Source organism: Asticcacaulis machinosus, from assembly GCF_028550435.1.
Classification (GTDB): Bacteria; Pseudomonadota; Alphaproteobacteria; order Caulobacterales; family Caulobacteraceae; genus Asticcacaulis; species Asticcacaulis machinosus.
Map to the genome: position 1 here is coordinate 1565812 of NZ_JAQQKV010000001.1, position 24846 is coordinate 1590657.

17 protein-coding genes are annotated in these 24846 nt (G+C 54.7%); 7 read left to right on the forward strand and 10 right to left on the reverse strand.

Annotation, left to right across the window (positions count from 1 at the left end):
• Window positions 1–110: 110 nt before the first annotated feature.
• The 4 genes from PQU98_RS07205 to PQU98_RS07220 all read left to right on the forward strand — a co-directional run bounded on the left by PQU98_RS07205 (window position 111) and on the right by PQU98_RS07220 (window position 5715).
• Window positions 111–2000: a class II glutamine amidotransferase gene (locus tag PQU98_RS07205; protein WP_272744225.1), complete on the forward strand. Its 1890-nt coding sequence runs from the start codon at window positions 111–113 to the stop codon at window positions 1998–2000.
• Between the two features lie 38 nt (window positions 2001–2038).
• Window positions 2039–3508 carry a circularly permuted type 2 ATP-grasp protein gene (locus tag PQU98_RS07210; protein WP_272744226.1) on the forward strand — a complete coding sequence of 490 codons (1470 nt, stop codon included), beginning with the start codon at window positions 2039–2041 and terminating at the stop codon, window positions 3506–3508.
• 176 nt (window positions 3509–3684) lie between these two features.
• Window positions 3685–4626: an alpha-E domain-containing protein gene (locus PQU98_RS07215; RefSeq protein WP_272744227.1), complete on the forward strand. Its 942-nt coding sequence runs from the start codon at window positions 3685–3687 to the stop codon at window positions 4624–4626.
• A 66-nt stretch (window positions 4627–4692) separates the two neighbouring features.
• Window positions 4693–5715 carry a hypothetical protein gene (locus PQU98_RS07220; protein ID WP_272744228.1) on the forward strand — a complete coding sequence of 341 codons (1023 nt, stop codon included), beginning with the start codon at window positions 4693–4695 and terminating at the stop codon, window positions 5713–5715.
• Here the strand turns inward: PQU98_RS07220 and PQU98_RS07225 are convergent.
• A complete protein-coding gene (locus PQU98_RS07225) occupies window positions 5712–6431 on the reverse strand; it encodes a hypothetical protein (protein ID WP_272744229.1) in 720 nt (239 codons plus the stop codon). The two genes, PQU98_RS07220 and PQU98_RS07225, sit on opposite strands and share 4 nt — an antisense overlap.
• Window positions 6432–6858: 427 nt before the next feature.
• Between PQU98_RS07225 and PQU98_RS07230 the strand changes: the two genes are divergently transcribed.
• Window positions 6859–8100 carry an ROK family transcriptional regulator gene (locus PQU98_RS07230; RefSeq protein ID WP_272744230.1) on the forward strand — a complete coding sequence of 414 codons (1242 nt, stop codon included), beginning with the start codon at window positions 6859–6861 and terminating at the stop codon, window positions 8098–8100.
• A gap of 65 nt (window positions 8101–8165) precedes the next feature.
• Here the strand turns inward: PQU98_RS07230 and PQU98_RS07235 are convergent, their stop codons facing one another.
• The 6 genes from PQU98_RS07235 to PQU98_RS07260 all read right to left on the reverse strand — a co-directional run bounded on the left by PQU98_RS07235 (window position 8166) and on the right by PQU98_RS07260 (window position 18847).
• Window positions 8166–9722, reverse strand: a complete 1557-nt coding sequence (locus PQU98_RS07235) for a carboxylesterase/lipase family protein (RefSeq protein ID WP_272744231.1) — start codon at window positions 9720–9722, stop codon at window positions 8166–8168.
• 101 nt (window positions 9723–9823) lie between these two features.
• The gene (locus PQU98_RS07240) at window positions 9824–10747 is read right to left on the reverse strand and encodes an ROK family protein (protein ID WP_272744232.1); all 924 of its coding nucleotides are present in this window, start codon (window positions 10745–10747) and stop codon (window positions 9824–9826) included.
• Window positions 10748–10858: 111 nt separating this feature from the next.
• Window positions 10859–12208, reverse strand: a complete 1350-nt coding sequence (locus tag PQU98_RS07245) for a sugar MFS transporter (RefSeq protein ID WP_272744233.1) — start codon at window positions 12206–12208, stop codon at window positions 10859–10861.
• 480 nt (window positions 12209–12688) lie between these two features.
• Complete coding sequence (locus PQU98_RS07250) at window positions 12689–14197, reverse strand: tryptophan halogenase family protein (protein ID WP_272744234.1); 1509 nt, start codon at window positions 14195–14197, stop codon at window positions 12689–12691.
• 21 nt (window positions 14198–14218) lie between these two features.
• Window positions 14219–15736, reverse strand: a complete 1518-nt coding sequence (locus PQU98_RS07255) for a tryptophan halogenase family protein (protein WP_272744235.1) — start codon at window positions 15734–15736, stop codon at window positions 14219–14221.
• A 99-nt stretch (window positions 15737–15835) separates the two neighbouring features.
• Window positions 15836–18847 carry a TonB-dependent receptor gene (locus PQU98_RS07260; RefSeq protein WP_272744236.1) on the reverse strand — a complete coding sequence of 1004 codons (3012 nt, stop codon included), beginning with the start codon at window positions 18845–18847 and terminating at the stop codon, window positions 15836–15838.
• 646 nt (window positions 18848–19493) lie between these two features.
• Between PQU98_RS07260 and pyk the strand changes: the two genes are divergently transcribed.
• Entirely contained in the window at window positions 19494–20960 is a 1467-nt protein-coding gene (gene pyk / locus PQU98_RS07265) for a pyruvate kinase (protein WP_272744237.1), read from the forward strand.
• Between the two features lie 227 nt (window positions 20961–21187).
• On the opposite strand, the gene PQU98_RS07270 is transcribed toward pyk, so the two are convergent.
• The 3 genes from PQU98_RS07270 to PQU98_RS07280 form a co-directional block, all read right to left on the reverse strand.
• Window positions 21188–21748 carry a hypothetical protein gene (locus tag PQU98_RS07270; protein ID WP_272744238.1) on the reverse strand — a complete coding sequence of 187 codons (561 nt, stop codon included), beginning with the start codon at window positions 21746–21748 and terminating at the stop codon, window positions 21188–21190.
• Between the two features lie 146 nt (window positions 21749–21894).
• Window positions 21895–22857, reverse strand: a complete 963-nt coding sequence (locus PQU98_RS07275) for a Gfo/Idh/MocA family protein (protein WP_272744239.1) — start codon at window positions 22855–22857, stop codon at window positions 21895–21897.
• 157 nt (window positions 22858–23014) lie between these two features.
• Window positions 23015–23368, reverse strand: a complete 354-nt coding sequence (locus PQU98_RS07280) for an L-rhamnose mutarotase (RefSeq protein WP_272744240.1) — start codon at window positions 23366–23368, stop codon at window positions 23015–23017.
• Between the two features lie 173 nt (window positions 23369–23541).
• Here PQU98_RS07280 and fucP point away from each other — a divergent pair, with 173 nt between their 5' ends.
• Window positions 23542–24846: an L-fucose:H+ symporter permease gene (fucP, locus tag PQU98_RS07285; protein WP_272744241.1), complete on the forward strand. Its 1305-nt coding sequence runs from the start codon at window positions 23542–23544 to the stop codon at window positions 24844–24846.

A 24846-nucleotide genomic window follows, 5' to 3' on the forward strand; every position in this document is an offset into this window, starting at 1 on the left:
TGTAACAGGCCCGTTACGAATCCGAAAAAAAATTGTAACCATACGCTCATCAGGGACTAGACAACCGCATCGCAAAAAAGTCTAGTTGCATTGCGGCACGAGGATAAAAATTGTTAAGTGACATCTCATCCGACATTTTAGCTTTTAGTTTCGATGGCTTATCGTCACCGACCATAGACCTGAAATTTCGCGCCGGCCCGCAAAAAGGCGACCACACCCACGGCTGGGGACTGGCCTGGTATCCGGCCGACACCCGCGCGGCTATGGTCGCCAAAGACCCCGCCGCCCGCGATACGACCTCCCTCAAAGACGCGATGAGCGACTGGGAAGGGTTCCGCTCGACCATCTTTTTCTGCAAGGTGCGTGGGGCCGCGTCAGGCTATACCCACCTTGAAACCCAGCCGTTCACGCGGTCTTTTGCGGGGCAGGACTGGGTGTTCATGCACAATGGCAACCTAGATAAAAACGCCCTGTCAAAGCTGCACCATAATAAGTCGATTTTCCTTGAGCCGCTGGGCCGCACCGATTCTGAGCTAGCGCTGGTGTTTTTGCTGGGCCGGATTCAAGATGCCGGGGCGCGCACACTGGCTGAGGTCGATCATAAGGTTTTGGCGGGCTGGTTCGGGCAGCTTGACGATCTGGGCTCGGCCGACATGGCCATATCCGACGGTGTGACCCTGTGTGTGTTTTATGGCTCCAACTCTCAGTCGGAACTGTACTACAGTCGCCTCAAGCCACCGCACGAAGACGAAGCCTTCACCTCGGATGCCGCGTCTTTTGCTATATCCAACCCGCGCGATACGTTTCGCACGGCACTGGTGTTTTCGTCCTCGCCGTTTCAGACCGGCGAGTGGACGAAGATGCAAGGCGGCCAGTTAATCATCGCCCGGCGCGGTTCTATGGTCTGGACCAATAAGGACGCGGTTAAACCCAAACCCGCGCCCCCCAGCCAGCAGGTCGCCCCTGCCGCCACCTCAGCCCTGAGAAGCCGCGGCTTCAATGAGGCTCAGGCCCAGTCACAGCAGCTATCGATTGCCCAGTCGCTTCAGCAGATGGGCAATGTCTCAAAATACGTCATCAATACCCGCTCGATCACCCAGACCCCGGACGGCAGCCCGCTGCTGTACCGGCTCTATGACCTCGTCCATTCGACCGAATATTCGTATGAAAAGCTGGTCGAGCATTCGACCCACATTTTCCGCCTGCTGCCGGTCGAGGATCAAACGCAAGAAGTCATTCATTCGACTTTGAGCCTATCGGTCGAAGGCGAGGATGTGCGCTTTGAGGATGTGTTCGGCAACCAGAACATTCACTATTCGATCATCAAGCCCTATAAGTCGCTGACGGTCAGCGCGCGCTCACTGGTCAAAATCTACGCCTCTCCGCCGGATGATTATCGCCATGCTAGGCGTCAGTTGACGGTGCCGATTTCATGGATGCCGTGGCAGAACCAGATGATGGAGCCTTACATGCTCCTGCTGGAAATGCCGGAAACCCAGATTTCAGAATTGATGATCTATGCCCAGAGCTTTTCTGAGCGCAACGGCCGCAATCTGATGGAAACCCTGAACGATATCAATCAGACCATCTACCGCGATTTCAGCTATATTCCGGGCTCGACCTCTCTGTCGACGACGCCGTTTGATGTCTATGCGTCGCGCAAAGGGGTATGTCAGGATTTTGCCAATCTGTTCATCTGTCTGGCGCGGCTTCTGGGTGTGCCGGCGCGCTACCGGATGGGCTACATCTACACCGGCGCCAACTATGAGAATAAGATTCAGTCCGATGCCTCCCACGCCTGGGCCGAAGTCTATATTCCCTACATTGGCTGGCGCGGGTTTGATCCGACCAACGGCATCATGGTGACGCAGGATCATATCCGTGTCGCCTGCGGTCGGAACTATCTCGACGCCACGCCCACCTCGGGCACCATCTATCGTGGCGGCGGCAAGGAAACACTTCGGGTTCAGGTGACGATGAACGAGGTGTTTCAGACCTAAAACTACATTTTATAACAAAGCCAGACAGGGGATTTAAAATGGCTTTAGAGGCGTATCAGACCAACGGGTTCTATGACGAACTGTTCAAAGGGGACGGCGTGGCGCATGACAGCGCCCTGCCGTTAATCAAGCAGATCGACGCCTTGAGTAAGGCTGACCTTAAGCGCAAGCAAAAATGGGCTGAAGACATTCTTTATCAGTCCGGCAATACCTTCAACGTCTATGGCGATAAGAAGGGCACGGAGAAAATCCTGCCGTTCGATGTCATCCCACGCATGGTGGCGGCCTCGGACTGGGACCGGCTGGAAAAAGGCATTAAGCAACGGATTTACGCGCTTAACCTGTTCATTCAGGACATCTATAATGACCAGAAAATCCTCAAGGACGGGGTGGTCCCGCGTGAGTTGATTTTTTCCTCAGCCTGCTACCTCAAACCGTGTGAAGGCTTAAAACCGCCCAAGGGGGTGTGGACGCATATTTCCGGCACTGACTTTGTACGCGCCGGCGACGGTGAGTTCTATGTACTGGAAGACAATCTGCGCTGCCCGTCGGGCATTTCCTATGTGCTGGAAAACCGGGCGGTGCTGAAACGCATCCTGCCGCACATTTTCCAGTCGATGAAGGTGCGCCCGGTCTCCGACTATGGCGATCACCTCTACCGGACATTGAAATTCATTGCCCCCGAAGGCGTCGAAGACCCCAACATCATCGTGCTCACCCCCGGCATCTATAACAGTGCCTATTTCGAGCACGCTTACCTTGCCCAACAAATGGGCGTGCCACTGGCACAGGGCTCAGACCTGATCGTCAAGGACGACTATGTGTGGATGCGCACCACGCGCGGCTTGAAAAAAGTCGATGTCATCTATCGCCGCATTGATGATGAATTCATGGATCCTGAGACCTTCCGTAAGGAGTCCGTCTTAGGCGTGCCGGGCCTGATGCGCTGTTACCGGATGGGTCATGTCTCTCTGGCCAATGCCCCTGGCACCGGCATTGCCGATGATAAGGCGATCTATGCCTATGTCACTAAAATCATTAAATATTACCTCGACGAAGACCCGATTGCCAACAACGTCCCGACCTATATCTGCGAGGACGATAAAGAGCGCGAATACGTCTTGGCCAATCTCGATAAGCTGGTGGTCAAGGCCGTCAACCTGTCGGGCGGCTACGGGATGCTGATCGGGCCAAAATCGACCAAGGCCGAACAGAAAGAATTCGCCGCCCTGATCAAGGCCAAGCCGCGCGACTATATCGCCCAGCCGACCCTTTCCCTGTCACGGGCGCCCACTCTGGTCGGCAATGCGATTGAGGGCCGTCACGTCGATTTCCGGCCCTATTCGCTGTACGGCGAAGAGATATTTACCCTACCCGGCGGCCTGACACGGGTGGCGCTTAAGAAAGGCTCACTGGTGGTCAATTCGTCTCAGGGCGGCGGTTCCAAGGACACCTGGGTTCTGGGTGACGACACTACCGTCGTGGAAGGGGGCGCAAATGCTGAGTAGATTCGCCTCTCTTCTCCTCCCCTGTTTACGGGGGAGGTGGCAGGCCGCTGTGCGGACTGACGAAGGGGGCATCCCCCTGACCGTTGTTTGCCCCCTCCGTCTTTTGCTATCGCAAAATCCACCTCCCCCGCTGACGCAGGGGAGGAGAATATCTCTCCTTCAGGGAGGCCCAATCCATGCTTAGCCGTGTTGCCAATTCGATCTACTGGATGAGCCGCTATCTGGAGCGCGCCGATAATGTCGCGCGCTTCATAACGGTCAATACCCACCTGATGCTTGACCTGTCGCTCGATAAGGATTCGACCCAGTGGTATCCGCTGATCGCCACGTCCGGCGATGATGAGGACTTCAATAAACGCTACTCGGTCGCCGATGAAAAATCAGTCGTCAAGTTTCTGACCTTTGATCAAAAAAACCCTAATTCGATCATCTCCAGCATCTTTCTCGCCCGCGAAAATGCCCGCACGGTGCGTGAGATCATCCCGGTTGAGATGTGGGAAATGATCAATGAGCTTTATCACCTGACCCAGGCCCAGAGCCGTAAACGCTCTATCGCTGACCTTCAGGACTATTACGAATTCGTGCGCCGCTGCGGCTACATTTTCACGGGCCTTAAGAACAACACCATGTCGCGCGACCAGAGCTGGCAGTTCGCCCACCTTGGGCAGATGCTGGAGCGGGCCGATAAGACCGCGCGCCTGATCGACGTCAAATACTTCCTGCTTTTGCCGCGAGGTCAGGTCATCGACAGCCCCTATGACACCGTGCAGTGGGGGGCCGTGCTCAAATCGGTCGATGCGCTGGAAATGTACCGGCAGCAATATCATTCGATCAACTACCGCGATGTGACCGAGTTTTTGCTGTTCTCGACCGCCTTTCCACGTTCGGTCAGCTTTACGCTGGAATCGGCGGCGTTTTCGCTTGGGATGCTGAGCGGCGATGCGGCCACACCATCGGTCGCCATGCAGGAAATGAAAACCCTGATCGGCAGCATTCAGGGCTCAAACGCCGATGACATCATCGCGTCGGGCTTGCATGAATTTATCGATATATTTCAGTACAATCTGAACCTTGTCGACACGGCGATCTTTGAGAACTATTTCGACCCGGAGGCGTAAAGCCTCTGGACACCCGCCTCTGGAATGTAACATAGTGCCTCAAATTTTGGGGACTATGGGGCATTCATGCGTATTTCAGGTTTATCTTTATCATTGGCGCTACTGTTGGCTCCACCGTCACTATCTGTGGCTCAGGTCGACAGCAACTCACCTGATTATCGGGAACTGGCCCTTACCCTGGAAGCTGAAACAGGGACGATCATTCAGGATCTTAAGATCACTAAAATTGAAACACGTGGCACTGTCACTAAGCAAACCTCCATGAAAGCCCGTTACCGTCAGTCTTACAGCTACGAAGATACAGCCTTTCGCATCAAAAAGAGCCTTATCGATTTCGAACTTACGGACGCAGATGGTACGGTTTACAACGCGAAAACCCCAAAGAGCCCTGAAACTGAAATTTTGCAGATGGTGATCGGCGGCTTCAGCGACGTGACCTACATTGCCGATGACAGCCTGTCACCTCAACGCATAGAAGACTGGGACGGCGTCAGAGCTACAAGCAAAGCCATTCTCGTCAAGGCCGCCGAAATTTCAGGTGTAGCCAACGGGCCCGCTCAGGCCGGAGCGATTGCAGATCAATTGTATGGAAAGCTCACCCCCGAACAAGCTGCAGACCTGTTTTTAAAAGTAGATAAACAAATCACTTTGCCGCATATGATGGGGCTGGAGTTAAACAAGCCTCTTCGCGCTGAAAGCCAGATTCAATCTCCGGTCGGCGGGCCTCCACTCGATGCCGTTGAAGTCGTGACACTGACCGAATGGGATGACGCTAAGCAGACTGCGCGTTTGAGCTATGATTACAGCCCAACTCCGGAATCATTTACGAAATTTATTACTGAATTCATGCCTGTCTTTCTTAAGAACGCGGGCGCTTCAGACAACGTTATTGCTGAGTTCAACTCGTTCCTGAAGGAAGGAAAAACCAGCGATTTGTTCGTTAACAACACGCACTGCGACTACGAAATGGACATTGCGACTGGCCTTGTGCGCCACGGGAAGTGTACGGAGACGGTCGGCATGAACATTCCCGGAGAAAATGTTAAGAATACTCAGATCAGAGAGTTTAGTGAAAAAATAGGCTCCTAAGCCCGCCCCAGTTTTTGCCTCAGCCAGCTTCCCGCATGGGGATCTGCGTAGTGCATGAGACCGGTGGAGCGAATTTTATCGACATCGCATGGCTCATTGGTATGCAGCGTCCGGTAGCCCCAGAACATATAGACATTCCCCGGCTCCATCTTCAACCGTACCGGTTTAAGCCAGCCAGAGCGGACGCCAAACCTTAGCGCCCACTGGCTCGCAGGATTATCCAGCAGCACCTTATCGATCAGATTGTGCACATAGTTGCGTCTGATTTTGCGACGATTAGGGAACATGATCAGGTCGCCAGATATGCCTTCGATCGGGATAATCACCGGCACAAGGGCCGTGAGCACGTAGGAATCATAGTGGAAATAATAGGCGTGTTTTTGCCCCGTCTTCCCCGCCAGACAGCGCAGCACCATATGAAATCGCGATGGCGGCGGCACATTTTGAGTACCGGCGCGGTAAATTTCGCGGCAGGCCCGATTAAAATTACCGCTTTGTGACAAGGCCTCTAAAAGCGTGCCCTGAACCGCGTCAGAGCCGGTGAAGTGCATATATTCCCCCCCGTTGCGACCGACGCGATCCTGCACAAACCGGCGGGTATTTACCAACAGTGCTTCGGGCAGGCAATTGCGGATGACGCCATACCCAAGCGTGTCGATGGAGCGCACCACCGCGTCAATATCTGCGGCTGAAAGGCAAAGAAAAATATCGCTCACAGGCATCTCCGGCTGGTACCGAATCCGACGCAGTTCAGGCCCATCCATAACATCACGTAACGCTCGAAAGGCTAAACGGTTTCACAAACCGCGGCGCAATTGATCTTAAGTGTGACTTTGCAGGCGCAAAAAACCCGCTGACGGAGGGAATTCGTCAGCGGGCGAAGGTGTGGAAGGGGCTGCGGCACCAAGGGTTAAGGCAAGCCTCATGCCCGCGATGAAGCCGTTATTCCGCTGGAAAGTCAATTTAATATTTCAATTTTCTTTAATATATAGCAATATCTGTATACCTACATTACCGCGCATAAAATGGCACGCCGCCGATAATCGTATAAAATATTGTTTACATTGCTGTTTTATATAGTTTAGCGCACTATATCCTTTATAGGCAACAACGTGAGTCGAAGACCATGACCGGAGCCAGAACATGAGCGCAGATGAACGCGTCGATATAGCTTACAAGGCGCCCAAACCCGCAAACTACGGTGAGGGTCTGTCCGGCACCAACCTGGAGCGGGCCGGTGACCATAATCAGCGCGTAACCTTGCAGGCTATCAGAGCCAACGGCCCGATCACGCGCGCTGATCTGGCGCAAATCACCGGTCTTACGGCGCCCGCCATAGCCAATATCACCAAACGTCTTTTGGATGACAACCTGATCCTTAAGGCCGGCCGGCTGCTGGGCGGGCGCGGGCAACCGGCCACCAAGCTGGTTGTAAACCCTGACGGAGCCTTTTCGATCGGCCTCAATATCGACCGCGACCATATCGCCGTCGTCGCCCTCGATTTTCAGGGTAAGGTTCGTGCGCGGGTCAGCAAAGAAGTGCACTTCGCCATGCCCGACGATGTGGTCGCCTTTTTCAAAGCCGCCACCTCTCAGATGGAAGCCAGCCATGCCATCAATTTTGAGCGCCTGATCGGTATTGGCATCGGTATGCCTGACGACCTGGGCCGGGTGCGGCTGCCGAACCGGCCCGAAGCCTATGAACTGTGGTCTCAGATCAACATAGCGGAATTGTTCGAACCGATCCTGAATGTCCCGGTGTGTCTTGAAAACGACGCGACAGCAGCGGCTATAGGCGAAATGCAGTTCGGTCACGGCCTGCAAACCGCCAGTTTCATCTACACTCTGATCAGTGCCGGTCTGGGCGGCGGACTGGTCATTAATGGCCATTATTTCCGCGGTGCCGATGGCCGCAGCGGGGAGATCGGTTTCTTACCCATTACCCGTACATTGCCCGATGGCGACAAGGCGCCAGCCTCGCTTCAGGATGCGGTGTCGCTCTATGCGCTGTACGGTCATCTGAATGCGGCAGGCTTTGCGGTGTCCACCCCGGCTGATCTGGAAAACCTGACCGCGGCTGGCCTGGAAAAAGTCGATGAATGGATTGAGGCCGCTGTGCAGCACCTGCACGATCCGTTCCTGACCTTAAGCTGCGCCATCAATCCGGAAGCCCATTATGTCGGCGGACGGGTACCTGCGGCCTTTATCGAAAAGCTATGCACGCGCCTGAACGAAAACTACGCTAAACTAAGCGACCGGGTGCCTAAGATCGCGCCGGTGACACGGGCGGCCCTGGCGGCGGATGCTGCGGCGATGGGCGCGGCTATTCTGCCGTTCAATGAGCGGTTTTTGCCGATCCGCGAAGCCCTTATGAAAACGGCTTAAAACCTAAGCGCATCCCCAAAAGTGTGAAGCGGTTTTGGGATCTGGATGCGCGACAAAATAAAAGATCAGGGCCGGTTAAGCATATCGCAGACACCGGATCGCAACCGCTGACGGGCCACCGGGCCTGATTTTGAAAACTGCATGTAGTTTTCATCCAGTCCAAACTCAGGCCAATCGGTCAGATTAGAGCCCCCAGGCACACCCGTCTTCGCAAAACCCGCCCAATAGGCCATCAGCGGTGGCCAGGCACTCAAGGTCGCACCGGCGGGCGGCCTGTTAAACACAAAGGCCAGTTCAGAGCCGTGTCCCGCGACCTTAGCCGGATCGGCATCGACATCCAGTTGATATAGCCACACCTTTTGCCCTGCGGACGCCTGATGATCGGCGACCCACACTGACGGGCAACGGAAACTCAAGTCCGTCGCCAGTTGCAGATCGGCCGCACCCAGCACCGGATCAGACGGTGGATCAAGGTTGATATCGAGTTTATAATAACGCTTAGCCGTAAAGGATCGCTCCCCGAACTCACGCTGGATCGTGCTGTAGACCGCATCCTTGCCGCCGTGCAGGCCCAGTTCACGCGCTGACATACCAATGATCAAAGGCACCTTGGCCTGATCACCATCCATAAACACATCTTCGGGCGCCCGTGGCAGGACATGGCCATCAATGGTCGGTTGCAGCCAGATAAAGCTGTCGTCAGGGATGGGCGCGTCCAGCTTATCCGCCGCCGCCTGCAGCGCCTTTGCCGGAGCGGCCCGCAAGCTCACCAGTGCGCGCACACTTCCCGGATCTTTTTCGGTGCGCGGGCCGATCGATTTGGCCAGTTCGACACCCAAAGCCTCGTTCTGGGTCAGGGTGCGGGGGGGCAGGCCAAACTGCGGCGTGCCGCTTTGCATAATCGCCTTATGGAACAGGCCCGCAGCCAGCGGGGAGCTGAGCAACAGGCCGACATCGTGGCTACCCGCGCTATGGCCAAAGATGGTGACATTGTCCGGGTCGCCGCCAAAGGCCGCTATATTGGCTTTTACCCACTCAAGACCCGCGATCTGATCCATCAGCGCATAATTGCCGGAAACCTTGCCGGGACTTTCGGCGCTCAGGGCCGGATGCGACATGAACCCCAAAACGCCCAGCCGGTATTGCAGACTGACCAAAACCACACCCTCTTCGACGAGGCTTGAGGAGATAGTCCCCGCGCCGCCCCCGGCCCGATTGGCCCCGCCGTGGATAAAGACCATGACCGGTAATTTGGCATCGGCACCTAGTTTGGGTGTGCGCAGTTCGAGGTAAAGGCAATCCTCAGCGCTGGAGGCCGCGTCCTTTTCGTTCCAGCCATAGGACACCTGCAGACAGGCCGGCGCGCTCTTTTGGGCCAGCCGCACCCCTTTCCAGTTCGCCACGGCTTGGGGCGGCTTCCAGCGCAGGTCACCGACCGGCGCTTTGGCGAACGGGACGCCCTTGAATGCAAAGCTGTTATTGGGGCCATTTTCGCCCATCAGAGCGCCCTGGGCCGTCCTGATCACGGGGCCATCCGGTTTTGGCGATTGTGCCTGAGCCACAGCCGACAGCGCCAGCCACAGACCTATTACTACCCCACCCTTGTTGCAGACCTTCGCCATAACGCCGCGACCACTTTAATGAATTACGCAGACATTATCTGTCTTAAAAACAACTCATCTGCCAGATAAAAATCTCAGGTCAAAGATCATGGCGTCCGTTTTTAGCCTTCGCGCCACAGATAAGCCGCTCCGCGCACACCGGACGAATCGCCCCAACGCGCGGGTTTAAGCTGCGCTTGCCAGCCATCCGAGAACACATAGGGCTCGATAATCGCCGGCAGACGCTCATAAATTTCCGGTACGTTCGACAAACCACCGCCAAATACAAACACGTCAGGATCCAGAATATTGACGATCGCCGCCATGCCACGGCCCAGGCGGCTCAACAGCCGGTCAAAGGCGGCCACGGCGTCACGATCCCCGGCGCGCATCGCCTCTATGATCTCTTCGCCCTTAAGTGCGCGCCCGGTCGTATGTTCAAAATCGCGCGCAAAGCCGGTGCCTGACACCCAGGTCTCAAGGCAACCGTGCTGCCCGCACCAGCATTTAGGCCCCGGATATTCATTCAGTTTCGGCCACGGCAAGGGCATGTGCCCCCATTCACCCGCCACGCCATTGGCACCTTCAACCAGATGCCCGTCAACCACCAGCCCGCCGCCGCAGCCTGTTCCCACAATAATGGCAAAGACGGATTTCGCCCCCTTCGCCGCCCCATCGATAGCTTCGCTTAAGGCCAGGCAGTTGGCATCGTTGGCCAGACGTACAGGTCGCTTTAACGCCTGCTCCAGATCCTCACGGAACGGCTTACCGTTGAGATAAACCGAATTGGCATTGCGCATGACACCGGTGCGCGGGGACACGGATCCGGGGGAACCAATCCCTATGGTCGCGCTGATACCGGTAAGTTCAGGGACTTTAATTTTAGCTTCGGTCTCTACCCGCGCCGTGAGCTCACGCACCAGCCGGATAGCCGCCGGGTAACTGCCGGGATTGGGTTCACGTTGGCGCGACAGGAAGGTGCCGTCGGCTGACAGCGCTGCTGCCTCGATCTTTGTGCCCCCGAAATCAACACCAATATAAAGCATCTTTGTCCCAGACCGGCCTAAGCGCCGAAATTTTACTCAAATAAAAAGGCCCCTGCCCGTTTTAAGGCTTAAGCAGGGGCCCTCGTTTACAGTTCAGCGTGAGTGGCCCGATTAGTGGCCGCTGGCAACGCCTTCTTCGATGGCATGAGTCGGCGCCTTGGGGGCCACGATCGCAAACCACAACACATAGACATAACAAATCAACGGCGCGATGAAGCCAAGGTTACGGCTGCCGGTCATATCGGTGATGTAGCCGAACACCAGCGGCAGGAACGCGCCCCCGACAATGGCCAGCACCAGCAGACCCGACGTCGCCGAGGTGGCCGCGGTCGAGCGCTCAAGCGTCAGCGTAAAGATGGTCGGGAACATGATCGAGTTGAACAGGCCTACCAGCAGAGCCGCAAAGCCCGGTATGACGCCGGTGGTCAGCGGCAGATCAACGCCCAGCAGATTGACGGTCGAGTTCAAATCCGACGGCACCAGACCGTTGGAGAAGATAACCACCAGACACATGGCCATCGCACCGACGGCAAACACGCCGAGAAGGATATAGCCCTTAACAAACTTCAGCATGGCCGAACCGGCGAAACGGCCGATCATGGCAAACAGCATGTAGAAGGTGATCAGCTTACCGGCATCCTGAGCACCCAGAGCAAAGATATTCTTTTGCTCAAGAAACAGCAGCAGGTTCAGGGAAATCGCCACTTCTGCACCGACGTAAAGGAAGATGCCGATAGCGCCCAGATTGGCCCACTTGGAACCGAGGGCTGAGAACGGCGACACCAGATGGCCCATTTTCGGCGCGGCATCGGTGATCTTTTGACGAACCAGCCAGATGGCGACGATGAAAACAGCCAGAGCGGCCGCGATCAGGAAGTAGACATTGCCCACAAACGACAGGGTTTCCTGACGCAGGGCTTCGGTAACAACCACATCTTCCTTGAAAATGTCGCCGCCCAGAAGGAACTGCGCCCCAAAGAACATACCGCACGCGGCACCGAGCGAGTTAAAAGCCTGCGACAAGTTGAGGCGGAAGTGCGAATCCTTGGCCGAGCCCAGCGACGCGATCAGCGGGTTCGCCGCAACCTGCAACAGCGTCACACCAGACGCCATCGTAAACAGGGCCACGAGGAAGACCGGATAGATCTGAACCTTGGTGGCAAGCAGCGCGATCAGACAGCCGATGACGATACCGCCAAGGCCGAGCAGAACGGATTTGGCATAGCCGAATTTTGACAGGAATGCCGCCGACGGGAATGACATCACCCCGTAAGCAATAAAGAAGGCAAAGCCGGTCAGGTTGGCTTCGAGGTTGTTAAGCGTGAAGACCGTCTTCATGGCCTTCAAAAGCGGATCTAGCAAATTGGTGACGAACGCCCATATAAAGAAAAGCGCCGTAACGTATATGACCGCCAAAACAAGGCCGGAGCCCTTTTTGGCGCTACTTGTTGGTTCGGACATGTACCCTACCCTGTGTTCGGTGACGAAGGCTCTTTATAGGCCCTTCCCGATTAAATAAATCAAATTTCAAAAAGCGCGTTTTGGCGTTAATTTGCAACTGAAAAAATCGCCTGACGTCAATTTTTTTCGTTTTTCGCCCTTTACGCGCAAATCGTACACAGGACGATTTTCAGCAAATACTTATAATTAGCCAACAAATTTGCCTGACAATTAAACCGCCGCACGCCGCAGACGAAATTTAACCATTACGTGAAAATTTTATAAAAAAATTTCGTAACTTAGGTTTTTTTGACGTTAATGCCGATTTCGCATTGCAGCATTTGCGATTCGCGGGCCGCGGTGGCCGGTTACACCCTCACGTCCCCGGTAACACCGGCCCCGCACCAGGTCTTCAGAAAGTCAGCGTGATCAGGAGCCTCACGCGCCGCCACCGCCAAAGCCTGCGCCATTCGGATGAGGTTTGAGCCGTAATATCCGCACTTATCTGCCGGCCAGATCTATCTGATGCTGTAGAAACTGCTGATGCGAAGGCAACTTTGAAACCAGATCCTGAAAGGTGCTTCTGATACCGTTCAAACTCCCCATGAGGTCCGGCAAAGGCACGGCCTCGGCCAAAGGATCATAGGTCGATGGAAAAATGTTCTGGCCAATAAAGACACTTAGCCAACTCGGCCCTTTAAACAATTCCTGATCATGGAGTGACAAACGTCCGGTTTCAGAAAACAGCTCGATCCGCGCTGTCAGTTGATCGGAAATTTGCCGGTTACGGCAATCCTGCCAGAAGCGGCCGTCACGAAGATTTGCCTTATAATGTAATACTAAAAAATCGCGCACACTTTCATAGTCACGCCTGACTTCACGGTTGTACTCATTCACCAAAGACGCCGGAAAATGCTTACGCGGAAGGCATTGGATCAGCTTGATAATGCCTTTCTGGATTAAATGGATCGACGTCGATTCCAAGGGCTCAAGAAAGCCTGACGACAGGCCGATAGCGATACAGTTCTTATTCCATGCCATCTTACGCCGGCCGGACTGAAACCGAATAACTCGCGGATCAGCAAGCGCTTTTCCATCCAGATTGGTCATAAGAACAGATACGGCTTCATCGTCACTAATATAGTTATCGCTGTACACATAGCCATTGCCGATACGATGCTGAAGCGGGATACGCCATTGCCAGCCAGCCTCCCGCGCCGTAGCCCGCGTATAGGGCGTGAGGGTGGCGGCGCTTTCACACGGCACGGCCACCGCGCTGTTACACGGCAGCAGATCACTCCAGTCTTCATAACCGGTTTTAAGCGCCTGCTCGATCAAAAGGCCGCGGAAACCTGAGCAATCTATAAACAGATCACCGGAAATGCGGGCGCTAGTTTCCAACTCAACCGAAGCAATAAAACCGGTTTCACCATCAAGATGGGCCTGGGATATCTTCCCTTCGATACGTTCGACACCACGGCGCTCGGCGTAGTTCCGTAAATATTTTGCATAAAGGCCGGCATCAAAATGATAGGCATATCCCGTCGTAGACAGAGGCGATCGCTGATCCGGCGTTGGCGGGGCAAAACGATTTTCCTTCGCCATAACTACATTCAGGCTAAAATCGCCAAGGTCATAGGGCAAGCCTTGCTGCCGGGCTCTCAGCCAGTAATGCTGAAACTCACAATATCCCAGCTTATCCGGAAATGTGCCGAAGGGATGAATGTAAGATGCCCCCGGCCTGTACCAGTCGCAAAACTGAATCCCCAGCTTGATGCTGCCCTTGGTTTGCAGAAAGAACTCACGTTCGTCCAGTTCAAGCAGACGGTTAAATCCTATAATGGACGGAACGGTGGCCTCTCCGACTCCGACCGTTCCAATCTCCTCGGATTCAATCAGCACCACTCTGGTGGCCGTGCCTTTAAGAACCTGTGACAAGGCTGCGGCCGTCATCCATCCCGCCGTCCCTCCGCCCACAATGACAATGCGCTCAAGATGTGAAGTCTGCATCTGCCCTATCCGTTCGTCGCGCTATACATTTACGATCTGCGCAGCTTTACAGGTCTTTTCAATGAATTCGGTCTGGGTCGGCCACACGGCCGCTGCCTGGCCAATAATGTCATGCATTTTCTCCAGCCGCGCCCGTGTATCCTCCAGCGACAGCACGTTTACCACCGGATCATAGCCTTCCGGCCAGATATTCTGCCCGGTGAACACAGCCAGATAACTGGCTTCCTGGAACAGCTCTTCATGGCGAAAATGTATCCGACCGCGCGCCTTGAAAATATCAATACGACGCTGAAGCGTATCTGGAATGGGCATGTCGCGGCAGTACTGCCAGAACGGCATATCGGGCTTGGTATTCGCCTTATAATGCAGAATGAGGAAATCACGCGTTTCTTCAAATTCCATAGTGGTCAGGCGATTATATTCATCGACACTGGCCTCATCATATCTGTGGGTCGGCAGGAAACCAACGACTCGTGAAATCGCGGTTTGAACCAGATGGATCGAGGTTGACTCCAAGGGTTCCATAAACCCCGATGCCAGACCGATAGAAACGCAGTTCTTGTTCCAGAACTTATTTCGCCGTCCTGTAGTGAACTTCAGCAAGCGCGGATCGGCCAGCGCCTTACTGTCAAGATTACTCAGCAGGACTGAGCGTGCCTCATCCTCAGTGGTAAAGGCGTCACAAAACACGTGCCCGTTGCCAGTTCTGTGTTGCAGCGGGATGCGCCATTGCCAGCCTGCCTGATGCGCGGTTGCCCGCGTATAGGGCGTAAGCGGCTCCACCCGTTCGCTCGGTACGGCTAAGGCACGGTTGCAAGGCAGATATTTCGACCAGTCCTCATATCCCGTTTTCAACGCCTCTTCTATCAGGAGCCCCCGAAATCCGGAACAGTCGACAAAGAAATCGCCCTGAATAGTCTGCCCGCTTTGCAGGGTGACGCTATCGATATAGCCATCCTCCGGATTCAGATTAACGCCCGTGATTTTACCCTCGACACGATGAACCCCTCTGGCCTCACTCACATCCCGTAAAAATCGCGCATAAAGCCCGGCATCGAAGTGATAGGCATAGGTATAGCCCTCATAGACAGTTCCGACATTGGGTTGCGGAGTCGCAAACCGGTTCTGCTTTGCCGCTCGTATGGCCAGGGAATAATCTTCCAAAGGCAAGGCCATGCCGGTCTGGCGCAATCGCAGATAATACTGATGGAATGGTATCAGGTCGATACTCCGGCCATAAGGGCCGAACGGGTGAATATAGGCGTCCCCGCCCTTATCCCAGTTACGAAACTCGATCCCCAGCTTAAACGTTGCCTGAGTCCGCTTAATGAACTCAAGCTCATCAATGCCATTGACACGGTTAAAATTACGAATCGGCGGGATCGAAGCTTCACCCACGCCAACAATACCGATTTCGTCGGATTCTATGAGCGTAATCCTGACGGTTCCACGCAATGCACTGGATAAAGTACTGGCAGATATCCAGCCCGCCGCACCGCCGCCCACGATGACGATGTGTTTTATATGCTCACCGGACATAGGTGTTCCCTACTTATAAATCTGATCCGTTTATAAAAAAGCCCACCCGGAGAGTATCCGGGCGGGCCTTAGAGTCTATAGCCTTATAAGGCTCTGGTCTTAGAACAGGCCGCGCAGCACGATAGCTAAACGACGATCTTGCTCTACCCACGAGTAGTTGGCGACCTGGCCGGGGAAGCCGATCTTCGTGGTGATACGATCGTTGGTCAGGTTGGTGCCCTGCAGACCGATCTTCAGATTCGAGTTGATCTGATAGAAGACCGAAGCATCCAACTGACCATAGGCATCCATCCACACCGGCATGTTCGAGTTGGCCGCGCTGGTGGTCATCAGATATTCCGAACGCCAGTTATAGGCCAGACGTGCCGAGATGTCGTACTTTTCGTACATCAGAGCAAAGTTGAACACCTTATCGGACAGCCCCTCCAGAGGCAGATCTGCTGCAGTGTTCGTGACCTGATTTGTGTCATTGACGTTAGAGATCGGGTTCGCCCCACCGCTGGAGTCGATATAGGTGAAGTTCGTCTGAACCCCGATACCTGACAGGGCTCCCGGCAGGAAGTCGTAGAACTGCTGATAAGCCAGTTCGATACCGGAAATCTCACCTGACTTACCGTTGTGAACACGGTAAACCGGCACATCCAGAGTTACGCCATTGTTGGTAAAGCTTTCAACCTGGCTGGCACCAAAGAAGTAGTTCTTAAGATCCTTCTTGAACGCCGCAGCCGTAAGGCTACCGGTAGGCGCAAAATACCACTCGGCAGTCAAATCGTACTGATTGGCCGTCAACGGCTTCAGGTTCGGGTTACCACCAATACCGGTTATGCTGTTCAGGCTGGCGATGTAATCACCTGGCGCATAGCCGGGATACTGAGCCTGATTACCGGCGTTGACCGTGAAGGTCGTGGTATTCGCCGTAATCGAAGTATAGCCCTGCATATCAGACAGTTGCGGACGCACCATCGCCTTCGATGCCGAGAAACGGAACTGCAACTCGTCGCTCCAGTGCAGACGCAGGTTCAGGCTCGGTAAGACGTCAGTGTAGTCGTTTTGCGACGGTGTGCTGCCAAAAACCTTGGTATTGTTCAAGAACAGCTTGGCGCGGGCAATTTCCGCCTTTTCGGCCGTAGAGGCTGCCGGATCAACATTTGGTGTCGTGATCTGCGGATAGGTCGTGTAAGGCAGGTCGCCTTCTACGTCCGTCTTAACCACACGGAAGCCGACATTGCCGTCAAGCGCCTTACCACCAACGGCATTATCCCTACCGAAATAAAGCGCCGTATAGAAAGCCTTAGTCGTTTCAGACTGCACGTTGATACCGCTCAGGTTGTTATCACTGCGGCCCTGACCAACGGCTTCGTAATCGCCGTTAAAGGGCGTGAAGCCATAACCACAGCCGCCACACCATGCGTTCAGCGAAGCCTGATGCAGGATATCGCCAGCATTACGAGTATTACTGATGAAGGCTTTCGACGCAAACCATGCGCTTGGCAGATCCAGATCCACATTGCCATGCATGAAGTTATCAAGCTTCACATAGGATGCCACATTCGACAATTGTCCGCCGCTGCCGGTCTTGCCCGGCGTTGCGTCGGCCAGATAGTCATTCACACCATCATTAGTGATGTTGTAATCACCACCCCAGTTGCCGCCCGGAGATACAGCACCCCAGTTCCAGCCGGTTTCACGCGTCGTGGAATTTTTGTCCGTGTAGCGAACGCCAACCTTGACCTTCTTGAGCCAGTCACTGTCGAACTCATAGACCGCATCAAAACGCGCCGCAAACTGATCGGCTTCACTATCTTCGTAGTGGTCCATAGCCGACTGATAGGCGTAGCTTGCTGCGGTTTCATAACCGGCGGTCTGACCTATGGTCATCTGCGGCAGGTCGCCCGACAAATCCAGCTTAAAATCGCTGGAAGCGGAATAGGTCGTATTGACAGTCAAAGACATGGCCTTGGACTGTGACTTTACATATTGCAGATCACCCGTCAGCGTCAGGCTGTCCGAAGGATAGAACTTGAAGCTCAAAGAGACATCATTGGTCTCTTTTTCGTCCTCGCCGTAACGCGCGATAAAGATCGGACTGTCATTACCTTCGGCATAGGTCAGAGCACCACGAGTACCGCCAGCATACTTATAAGTCGATTGAGGCGTCGTATTGATATCAAAATAGGCGGTATTTTCCATGCTCTTTGGCGTGGCCTTAGCCTGGATTGCCTGAAGCGTGAATTCCCACTGGTCATTTGGACGCCACTGCAGGGCACCGGCAATAGCCGTGCGCTCCTGATCCCACTCAAGGGACTTATAACCAAAACCCTTAGGCGTCGAACGGCCCTGAGAATCGGTTATGTAAGAATCCGTCGTAACGGAATCCGAACGTGTCCCGACATTGGAAAGCGATCCGTTGAGCAGAAGTCCGATCTCACCGATCGAGGTATCCCAACGATCACTGTAGGTAAGCGAGCCCGACTGGAAGCTGTCTTTGCGTAGGTCGCCGTAGTTGGAGTCCGCTGAGAAGGCAATGATCCGTTTTTTGGAATCAAACGGCAAACGCGTGCGCAGATTGACCGTACCGCCAATAGCGCCTTCAACCTGATCAGAGGTCGTATTCTTGAAGACGTCCACGCCCGCCATAAGGTCAGCAGAGATATCAGCAAAGCCGATTGAGCGCCCGTTTTTAGCCGAAAAAACATCGCGGCCGTTCAGTTCCGTACGCACATAGTTCAGGCCACGAATGGCCACGCCACCGCCTTCACCCGAAAGACGGGCCGGGTCACGGTTGGTGTCCGTACGCTCCAGCGTTACACCGGCAACACGTTGCAGGGCTTCCGAGACCGAGCGATCCGGCAAGGCGCCAATATCAGTCGCCGTAATCGAATCAACAACCGTGTCAGCATCTCTCTTGATCTTTTGCGCGGACTTCAATTGTGCGCGCTGACCGGTGACCACAACTTCGGTCACATCTGAGTCTTCGACCGGAGCCTCCTGCGCCACAGCAGGCATAGCAAGGGCCGCCGCCAGCGCACCCAGTGCGACTGCCGATACCCCGTTTTTAAGCACGATACTGAAAGCGCTGCGCCCGTTAAGCGCAGTACGTGAGTTTTTCATAAAACTCCTCCCTCTAAATAAACCAAGGCTCAACCGCCGATCTTTAGGCCGGCAAAGGTTGAATGCGTCCCAAAATTATGACCGAAACCTGACCCGGAGATTGCCTGCGTGGGAAATCCCTCAGATCGCGCCGCGACCGCTCTTATTCAGTCAAGATGTTGGGAAAATACAGGATTCAATAGATGGCTCCGCGACGTGCACACCACGTCCGGAATTTTGCGCTCTAAGCCTGGACATCCTTCCAAATCAACTGCCGTTGTCCGGCACCCTATCCACTACATTTTAAAGCTTAAAATGAACCGAACGGGCGCTCTTTGGTGGTAGCGATATCATAATATCATTGAGAAGCCAGCATAGAATGACAGCGCTGCCATAAAAAATATGACATAATGGCTCAAAAGTCACACAAATGGTGCGTAAAATCACTTTTACGCCTAAAATTTTGACTACATGGTCAATTATTAGAGCGCCACACGTCACATTTTTGGCGATTGCCACAAAAATATGACTTGACCCCACATTGAGAAACAGCGCTTTGTCGCAGGCCTAAACAGCCCGGCCGGGATCAGAACAGCGCTTTGCCATTCAATCTATAAGGCCGCCCATAACTACCCCCAACTGACATATATTTTGCATGAGTCCGACCTTGAAGATACTTCGCCGCCGCCGCACCAAAATCGTCGCCACCTTAGGCCCCGCGTCCTCTAATGCCGAAATGCTCCAGCAGTTGTTTCAGGCCGGTGCCGATGTTTTCCGTCTTAACTTTTCCCACGGCAGCCACGAAGATCATGGCCGAAATATAGACCTTATCCGTGACTTAGAGGCGCGCACCAAGCATCCCATCGGCATTCTGGCCGATGTTCAGGGCCCGAAACTGCGGGTCGGACGCTTTATGGGCGGGGCGGTTGTGCTGAATAACGGGCAGACCTTCCGGCTAGATCTTAACCCGACGCCGGGCGATTCGCGTCGCGCCAACCTGCCGCATCCTGAGATTATCGCCGCCGCCCAGATCGGTTCGCACCTTCTGCTTGATGATGGCAAGCTGAAACTCAAGGTCGTGCACGTTCGCGAAGATCATCTGGAAACTGTGGTCATCAATGGCGGTCGTCTCAGCGACCGTAAGGGCGTCAACGTTCCTGACGTGGTGCTGCCGATCCCGGCTCTGACTAAAAAAGACCGCGAGGACATGGCCTTTGCGCTGGAACGTGGCGTGGAATATATCGGCCTGTCGTTCGTGCAGCGCCCCGAAGACGTGCTTGAAGCCAAAGAAATCATTAAAGGCCGGGCGTGGGTTTTATCCAAGCTGGAAAAACCACAAGCACTTGATAACTTAGAAGAAATCATGGCGCTTTCCGATGCCGTCATGGTGGCGCGCGGTGATTTGGGCGTTGAATTGCCGCCCGAGGAAGTGCCTCTGGCGCAAAAGCGCATCATCCAGTCGGCCCGCATGATGGGTAAGCCGGTGGTGGTCGCTACCCAGATGCTGGAATCGATGATTTCTGCCCCCACCCCGACCCGCGCCGAAGCTTCAGATGTGGCCACCGCCGTTTTTGATGGCTCGGACGCCGTTATGCTGTCGGCTGAAACCGCCGCCGGACAGTTTCCGATCGAAGCCGTGACCATCATGGACCGCATCATCGCCCGCGTCGAAACCGACGAAGGCTGGCGCGCCAATACCGATCGCAGACGACCGGAGCCGGAAAAAACCACTTCCGGTGCTATGGCCGCCGCGGCCCGTCAGGTCGCGCAAACCATTGATGCGTCGGCGATTGCGGCCCTGACCAACTCGGCCTCGACAGCCCTTCGGGTGGCGCGTGAGCGTCCGAATGTACCGATCCTTGGGCTTACCCCCAATATAGAGACCGCGCGCCGACTGGCCATCACCTGGGGCGTACATGCGATCGAAGCCCCGGTGACGCACTCCATGTCGGAAACCGTCGCTGTCGCCACGCAACTGGCCCGCAGCGAAGGCATTTCTGAGGTCGGTGAAAATATCGTCATCGTCGCAGGCATGCCGTTTGGCAAATCCGGCTCAACCAACGCGCTCCGGGTTGCCAAAGTCACCCGCACCCACGCCCCCGAGCCTGAATTTGTGGCTGATCCCAAATCGTAGGCAGGTAAAATCTTTTGACCTTTAAAAATATGGCCCTGAAGCTGATATTTCAGGGCCATATTTTTATGCCGCGACTTCCCGCAAACCAGCCCCAAAACCGTCCGTTTTCATGTTAGCTTATCAAAATTATCTGAAATAATTTTTATACCTAAAATATAAAGCGCGTCAGAATCCGGCATAATTCAGCACTTGGCATGATACGTAGCGGTTAAATTGTGACGAGGCTTTTAGCCATACGGGCCATCGGTCTCAGAGAAACAGACCGCAGGTGGTGCCAGTTTCCATGACCCGCTCGAATCATCGAATCGGCAGGCGAAATAGGCGGACATATAGGCTTGCTTGAGGAAGGTTTCGTCTTCCATCTGATCGGCATGTTCGACCAGATAAAACAGCACCGTAAATTCATGATCGGCGCGATCGATTTCCTTCATGGCAATGGCGCCTGAAGCCAGAAGCGGGCGCAGGCCTTTGCGGATATGATCGCGCTCGACCTGATTGAGCTTGCCCTTTTCCGAATACATATCCTCAAAGCCCTGATAACCAAGGATAAGCTTTTCATCGTCGCTGTTGAGGGCAGTGATGAACTTGGCCGCCTGCGGCGGCAGATCCGCAACGGACGAGCGTGGCGCGGTCATTTCCGCCTGCATATAGCTGTCGTCAACGCGGATCGGCACCGTCGCGGGCAGGGCATCCTCAGGCACAGCGGGCTTTGCCGGTTGCGGTTTATCGCACGCACTCAGCATGAGCACGCTTGTCAGCGCCGTAAACGTCAGAAACCGTGCGACCATGCCCTCCCCCGCATTAGCTTACGCGCATTTGAGTCCAAAAACCGCCCAACACTTTTTGGAATGCGCTTTAGACTGTTCGTTAGAACCTTAGCCTATAGCTGAGACGATCGCCACCGGATTTCCCCTGTCAGGTGAGCCGAAATTAACTATTCGATATATGACGGTGCTTCGATGCGTTTTCCGACCATGAAAGCATCCGCCACAATCCGCAGCGGGCTCAGGTCAACATCAGAGGTGCCGCTTTTGACCAGATCATGGAAATGGGCATAAAGACCTGAATATTCAGCCTCTTTTTCCTTCATGATCGTCTTGCCATCGATCTCAAGCTCGGTGCCACCCATCGACAGGGTCAGTTTCTCACCGGCTTCGGATTCGACAAAAATGCTCCAGGTCTGCACACCGGTTTGCAGGAAATCATAGTCAGCGCGAATGGCCATCCCCTTGTCGGTCTGCATGTCCATCTCGACCTGAATAGGGGCGTCGCAGTTGGATGGAATATGCAGATCGGCCTTTTTGACCAACACCGTATCGCGTACAATCCGCGTCAGAATCGACAGGGAATTGATGCCCGGATCGAACACGCCCATGCCACCGGCCTCAAAGATCCAGGTCTGGCCCGGGTGCCATTGGCGAACATTTTCCTTCCAGACGATGTGCACCGACTTGATCGGACGCTCTCCCATCCATTTACGGGTCGCTTCGACCGCCGGGGCATAGCGCGAATGCCAGCTCGCCAGTGCCGATACGCCCTTGGCGGCGGCCAGATCGCGGATCAGTTCGGCTTCACCGATAGTCGCTGCGGGCGGTTTTTCAAGGAAAACGTGACGACCGGCCTCGATCACCTCACGCGCGACCTTGAGGCGCACCTGCGGCGGGGTGCACACAGCGACCGCCTCAATTTCCGGATGGGCTTTCAGCATTTCCGCCAGAGTATTATAGGCCTTGATCCCTTCGGGACGCGAGCCGGGGCTGGCGCCGGCAACCAGTTCCAGGTTCGGATTGCTGCGGATCGACGGCACATGCTGATCGACGGCGATCTTGCCCAGGCCAATCAGGCCGATTTTCAGAACATTTTTCTTTTGTACTTTTGACTTCCCGAAGCCGAACATCAACGCTTTTCCCTGCACATCAAGACATTGACAGTCCTCTTAGCGCACAGGCCGGGATCAGGCAATTGTCATATAATTAAAAGCCCGCCGTACTTATTTGTCCGGCAATTGGTTCACCAGATATCGCGCATTCCCAAAACTGTGAAGCGGTTTTTTTTCAGGGTTGCTCACTCAGGTCGAAGACGGACTGAAGCGCCACCCATTTCTCGCCGGGTTTTGCAAACGGCAAAGGCTTTTGAAACTGCCACATCAAATGCTCCCAGGCCTGCACATCCGCGCTGGACGCATCTGAGGCGGCCTTGGCGGCAGGCGAAAACTGAGGGCCGGTTTCCATGATCATGAACATACGGTCGCCCGTCTGCCAGATTTGCATGTCGCGGATATCGGCCGCCCGGATGGAAGCAATGACGGCGGACGGAACTTTGCCCGGGCGGTGCCAGTCCTTATAACGCTCAATCAGGGCCGGATCATCATTCAGATCCAGCGCAAAGCAATGGCGGGTAAGGGTCATAAAGCCTCCTGACGTGATGCGCCCAAGATTTAAGTGGTATTTTTATCCGCGTCCAATATTTTTGACAATATTGTAAATTTCATATTTGACCAGACCATTCATATGTGATGTGTTGGGCAAAACGGCGCAACCCTACAAAAAACAGCGCTAATACAGGTTGAGGACTTAAATTTATGCGCAACGCCGATACTCCGCGCGTGTCATCTTTTGGCGCGCTGTGGCCTTTGATTTTGATTACCAGCCTGTTCTTTTTCTGGGGCATGGCCAATAATCTCAATGATGTCCTGATCCCGCAGTTTAAAAAGGCGTTTTCGCTGACCGACCTGCAATCGGGGCTGGTGCAATCGGCCTTTTATATGGGCTATTTCCTGCTGGCCCTGCCCGCGGGTTTCTTCATGCGCCGCTATGGCTATAAGGCGGCGGTTGTGACCGGCCTGATCCTGTTTGCGGCAGGCGCCTTCCTGTTTTATCCCGCCGCCAATAACCACCAGTATCTGTGGTTCTTAGGGGCCTTGTTTGTCATCGCGTCAGGGCTGGCATTTTTAGAGACCTCAGCCAATCCGCTGATCACCGTGCTGGGGCCGCCTGAGAAAGCCGCGTTCCGGCTTAATCTGGCGCAGGCGTTCAATCCGCTGGGATCGCTGACCGGCATCTGGGTGGGCAAGGAGTTTATCCTGTCCGGCATCGAGCATGACGAAGCCTCATTAAGCGCTCTGTCCGATCAGGCTCGTCAGGCGTTCTACGCGTCCGAATCTCAGGCCGTCCAAGGGCCTTATCTGATTATCGGCGTGGTCATCATCGCCTGGGCCATACTGGTCGCCCTGTCGAAATTCCCCGCTGCCGCGACGGCTAATACCCACGAACATAGTGGCGAAGAGGTAAGTTCAGGGCGCGCTATTTCCGACCTGTTTAAGCGCCCGCATTTCCTGTTTGGCGTGGTCGCGCAGTTTTTCTATGTCGGCGCGCAGGTCGGTATCTGGAGCTACATGATCCGTTACGCTCAGTCCGAACTGGCCATGCCCGAAAAAGACGCCGCTAACTTCCTGTTTATCGCTCTGATCCTGTTTGCCGTGGGCCGATTTGTCGGCACAGCCCTGATGAGCCGCCTGTCACCGGTTCGGATTCTGTCCACCTTTGCCGTCATCAATATCGGACTGTGCGCCTATGCGGCGACGGCCGGCGGGCTTTATGGCCTTTATGCCCTGACGGCGACCTCGTTCTTTATGTCGATCATGTTCCCGACCATCTTCGCCACCGCCGTGCAGGGCCTTGGGCCGCTGACCAAGACCGGATCGTCGCTATTGGTCATGAGCATCGTCAGCGGGGCCTTCCTGCCGCCGCTGATGGGCCTGATTTCCGACGCCAGCCACATCCGCACCTCGATTCTGGTGCCCGCCCTGTGCTTTGTCATCATCGCGCTCTATGGCCTGAGATCGCCCAAATCACCGGTCGCCATCTCAGCCACGACGTCACATTAA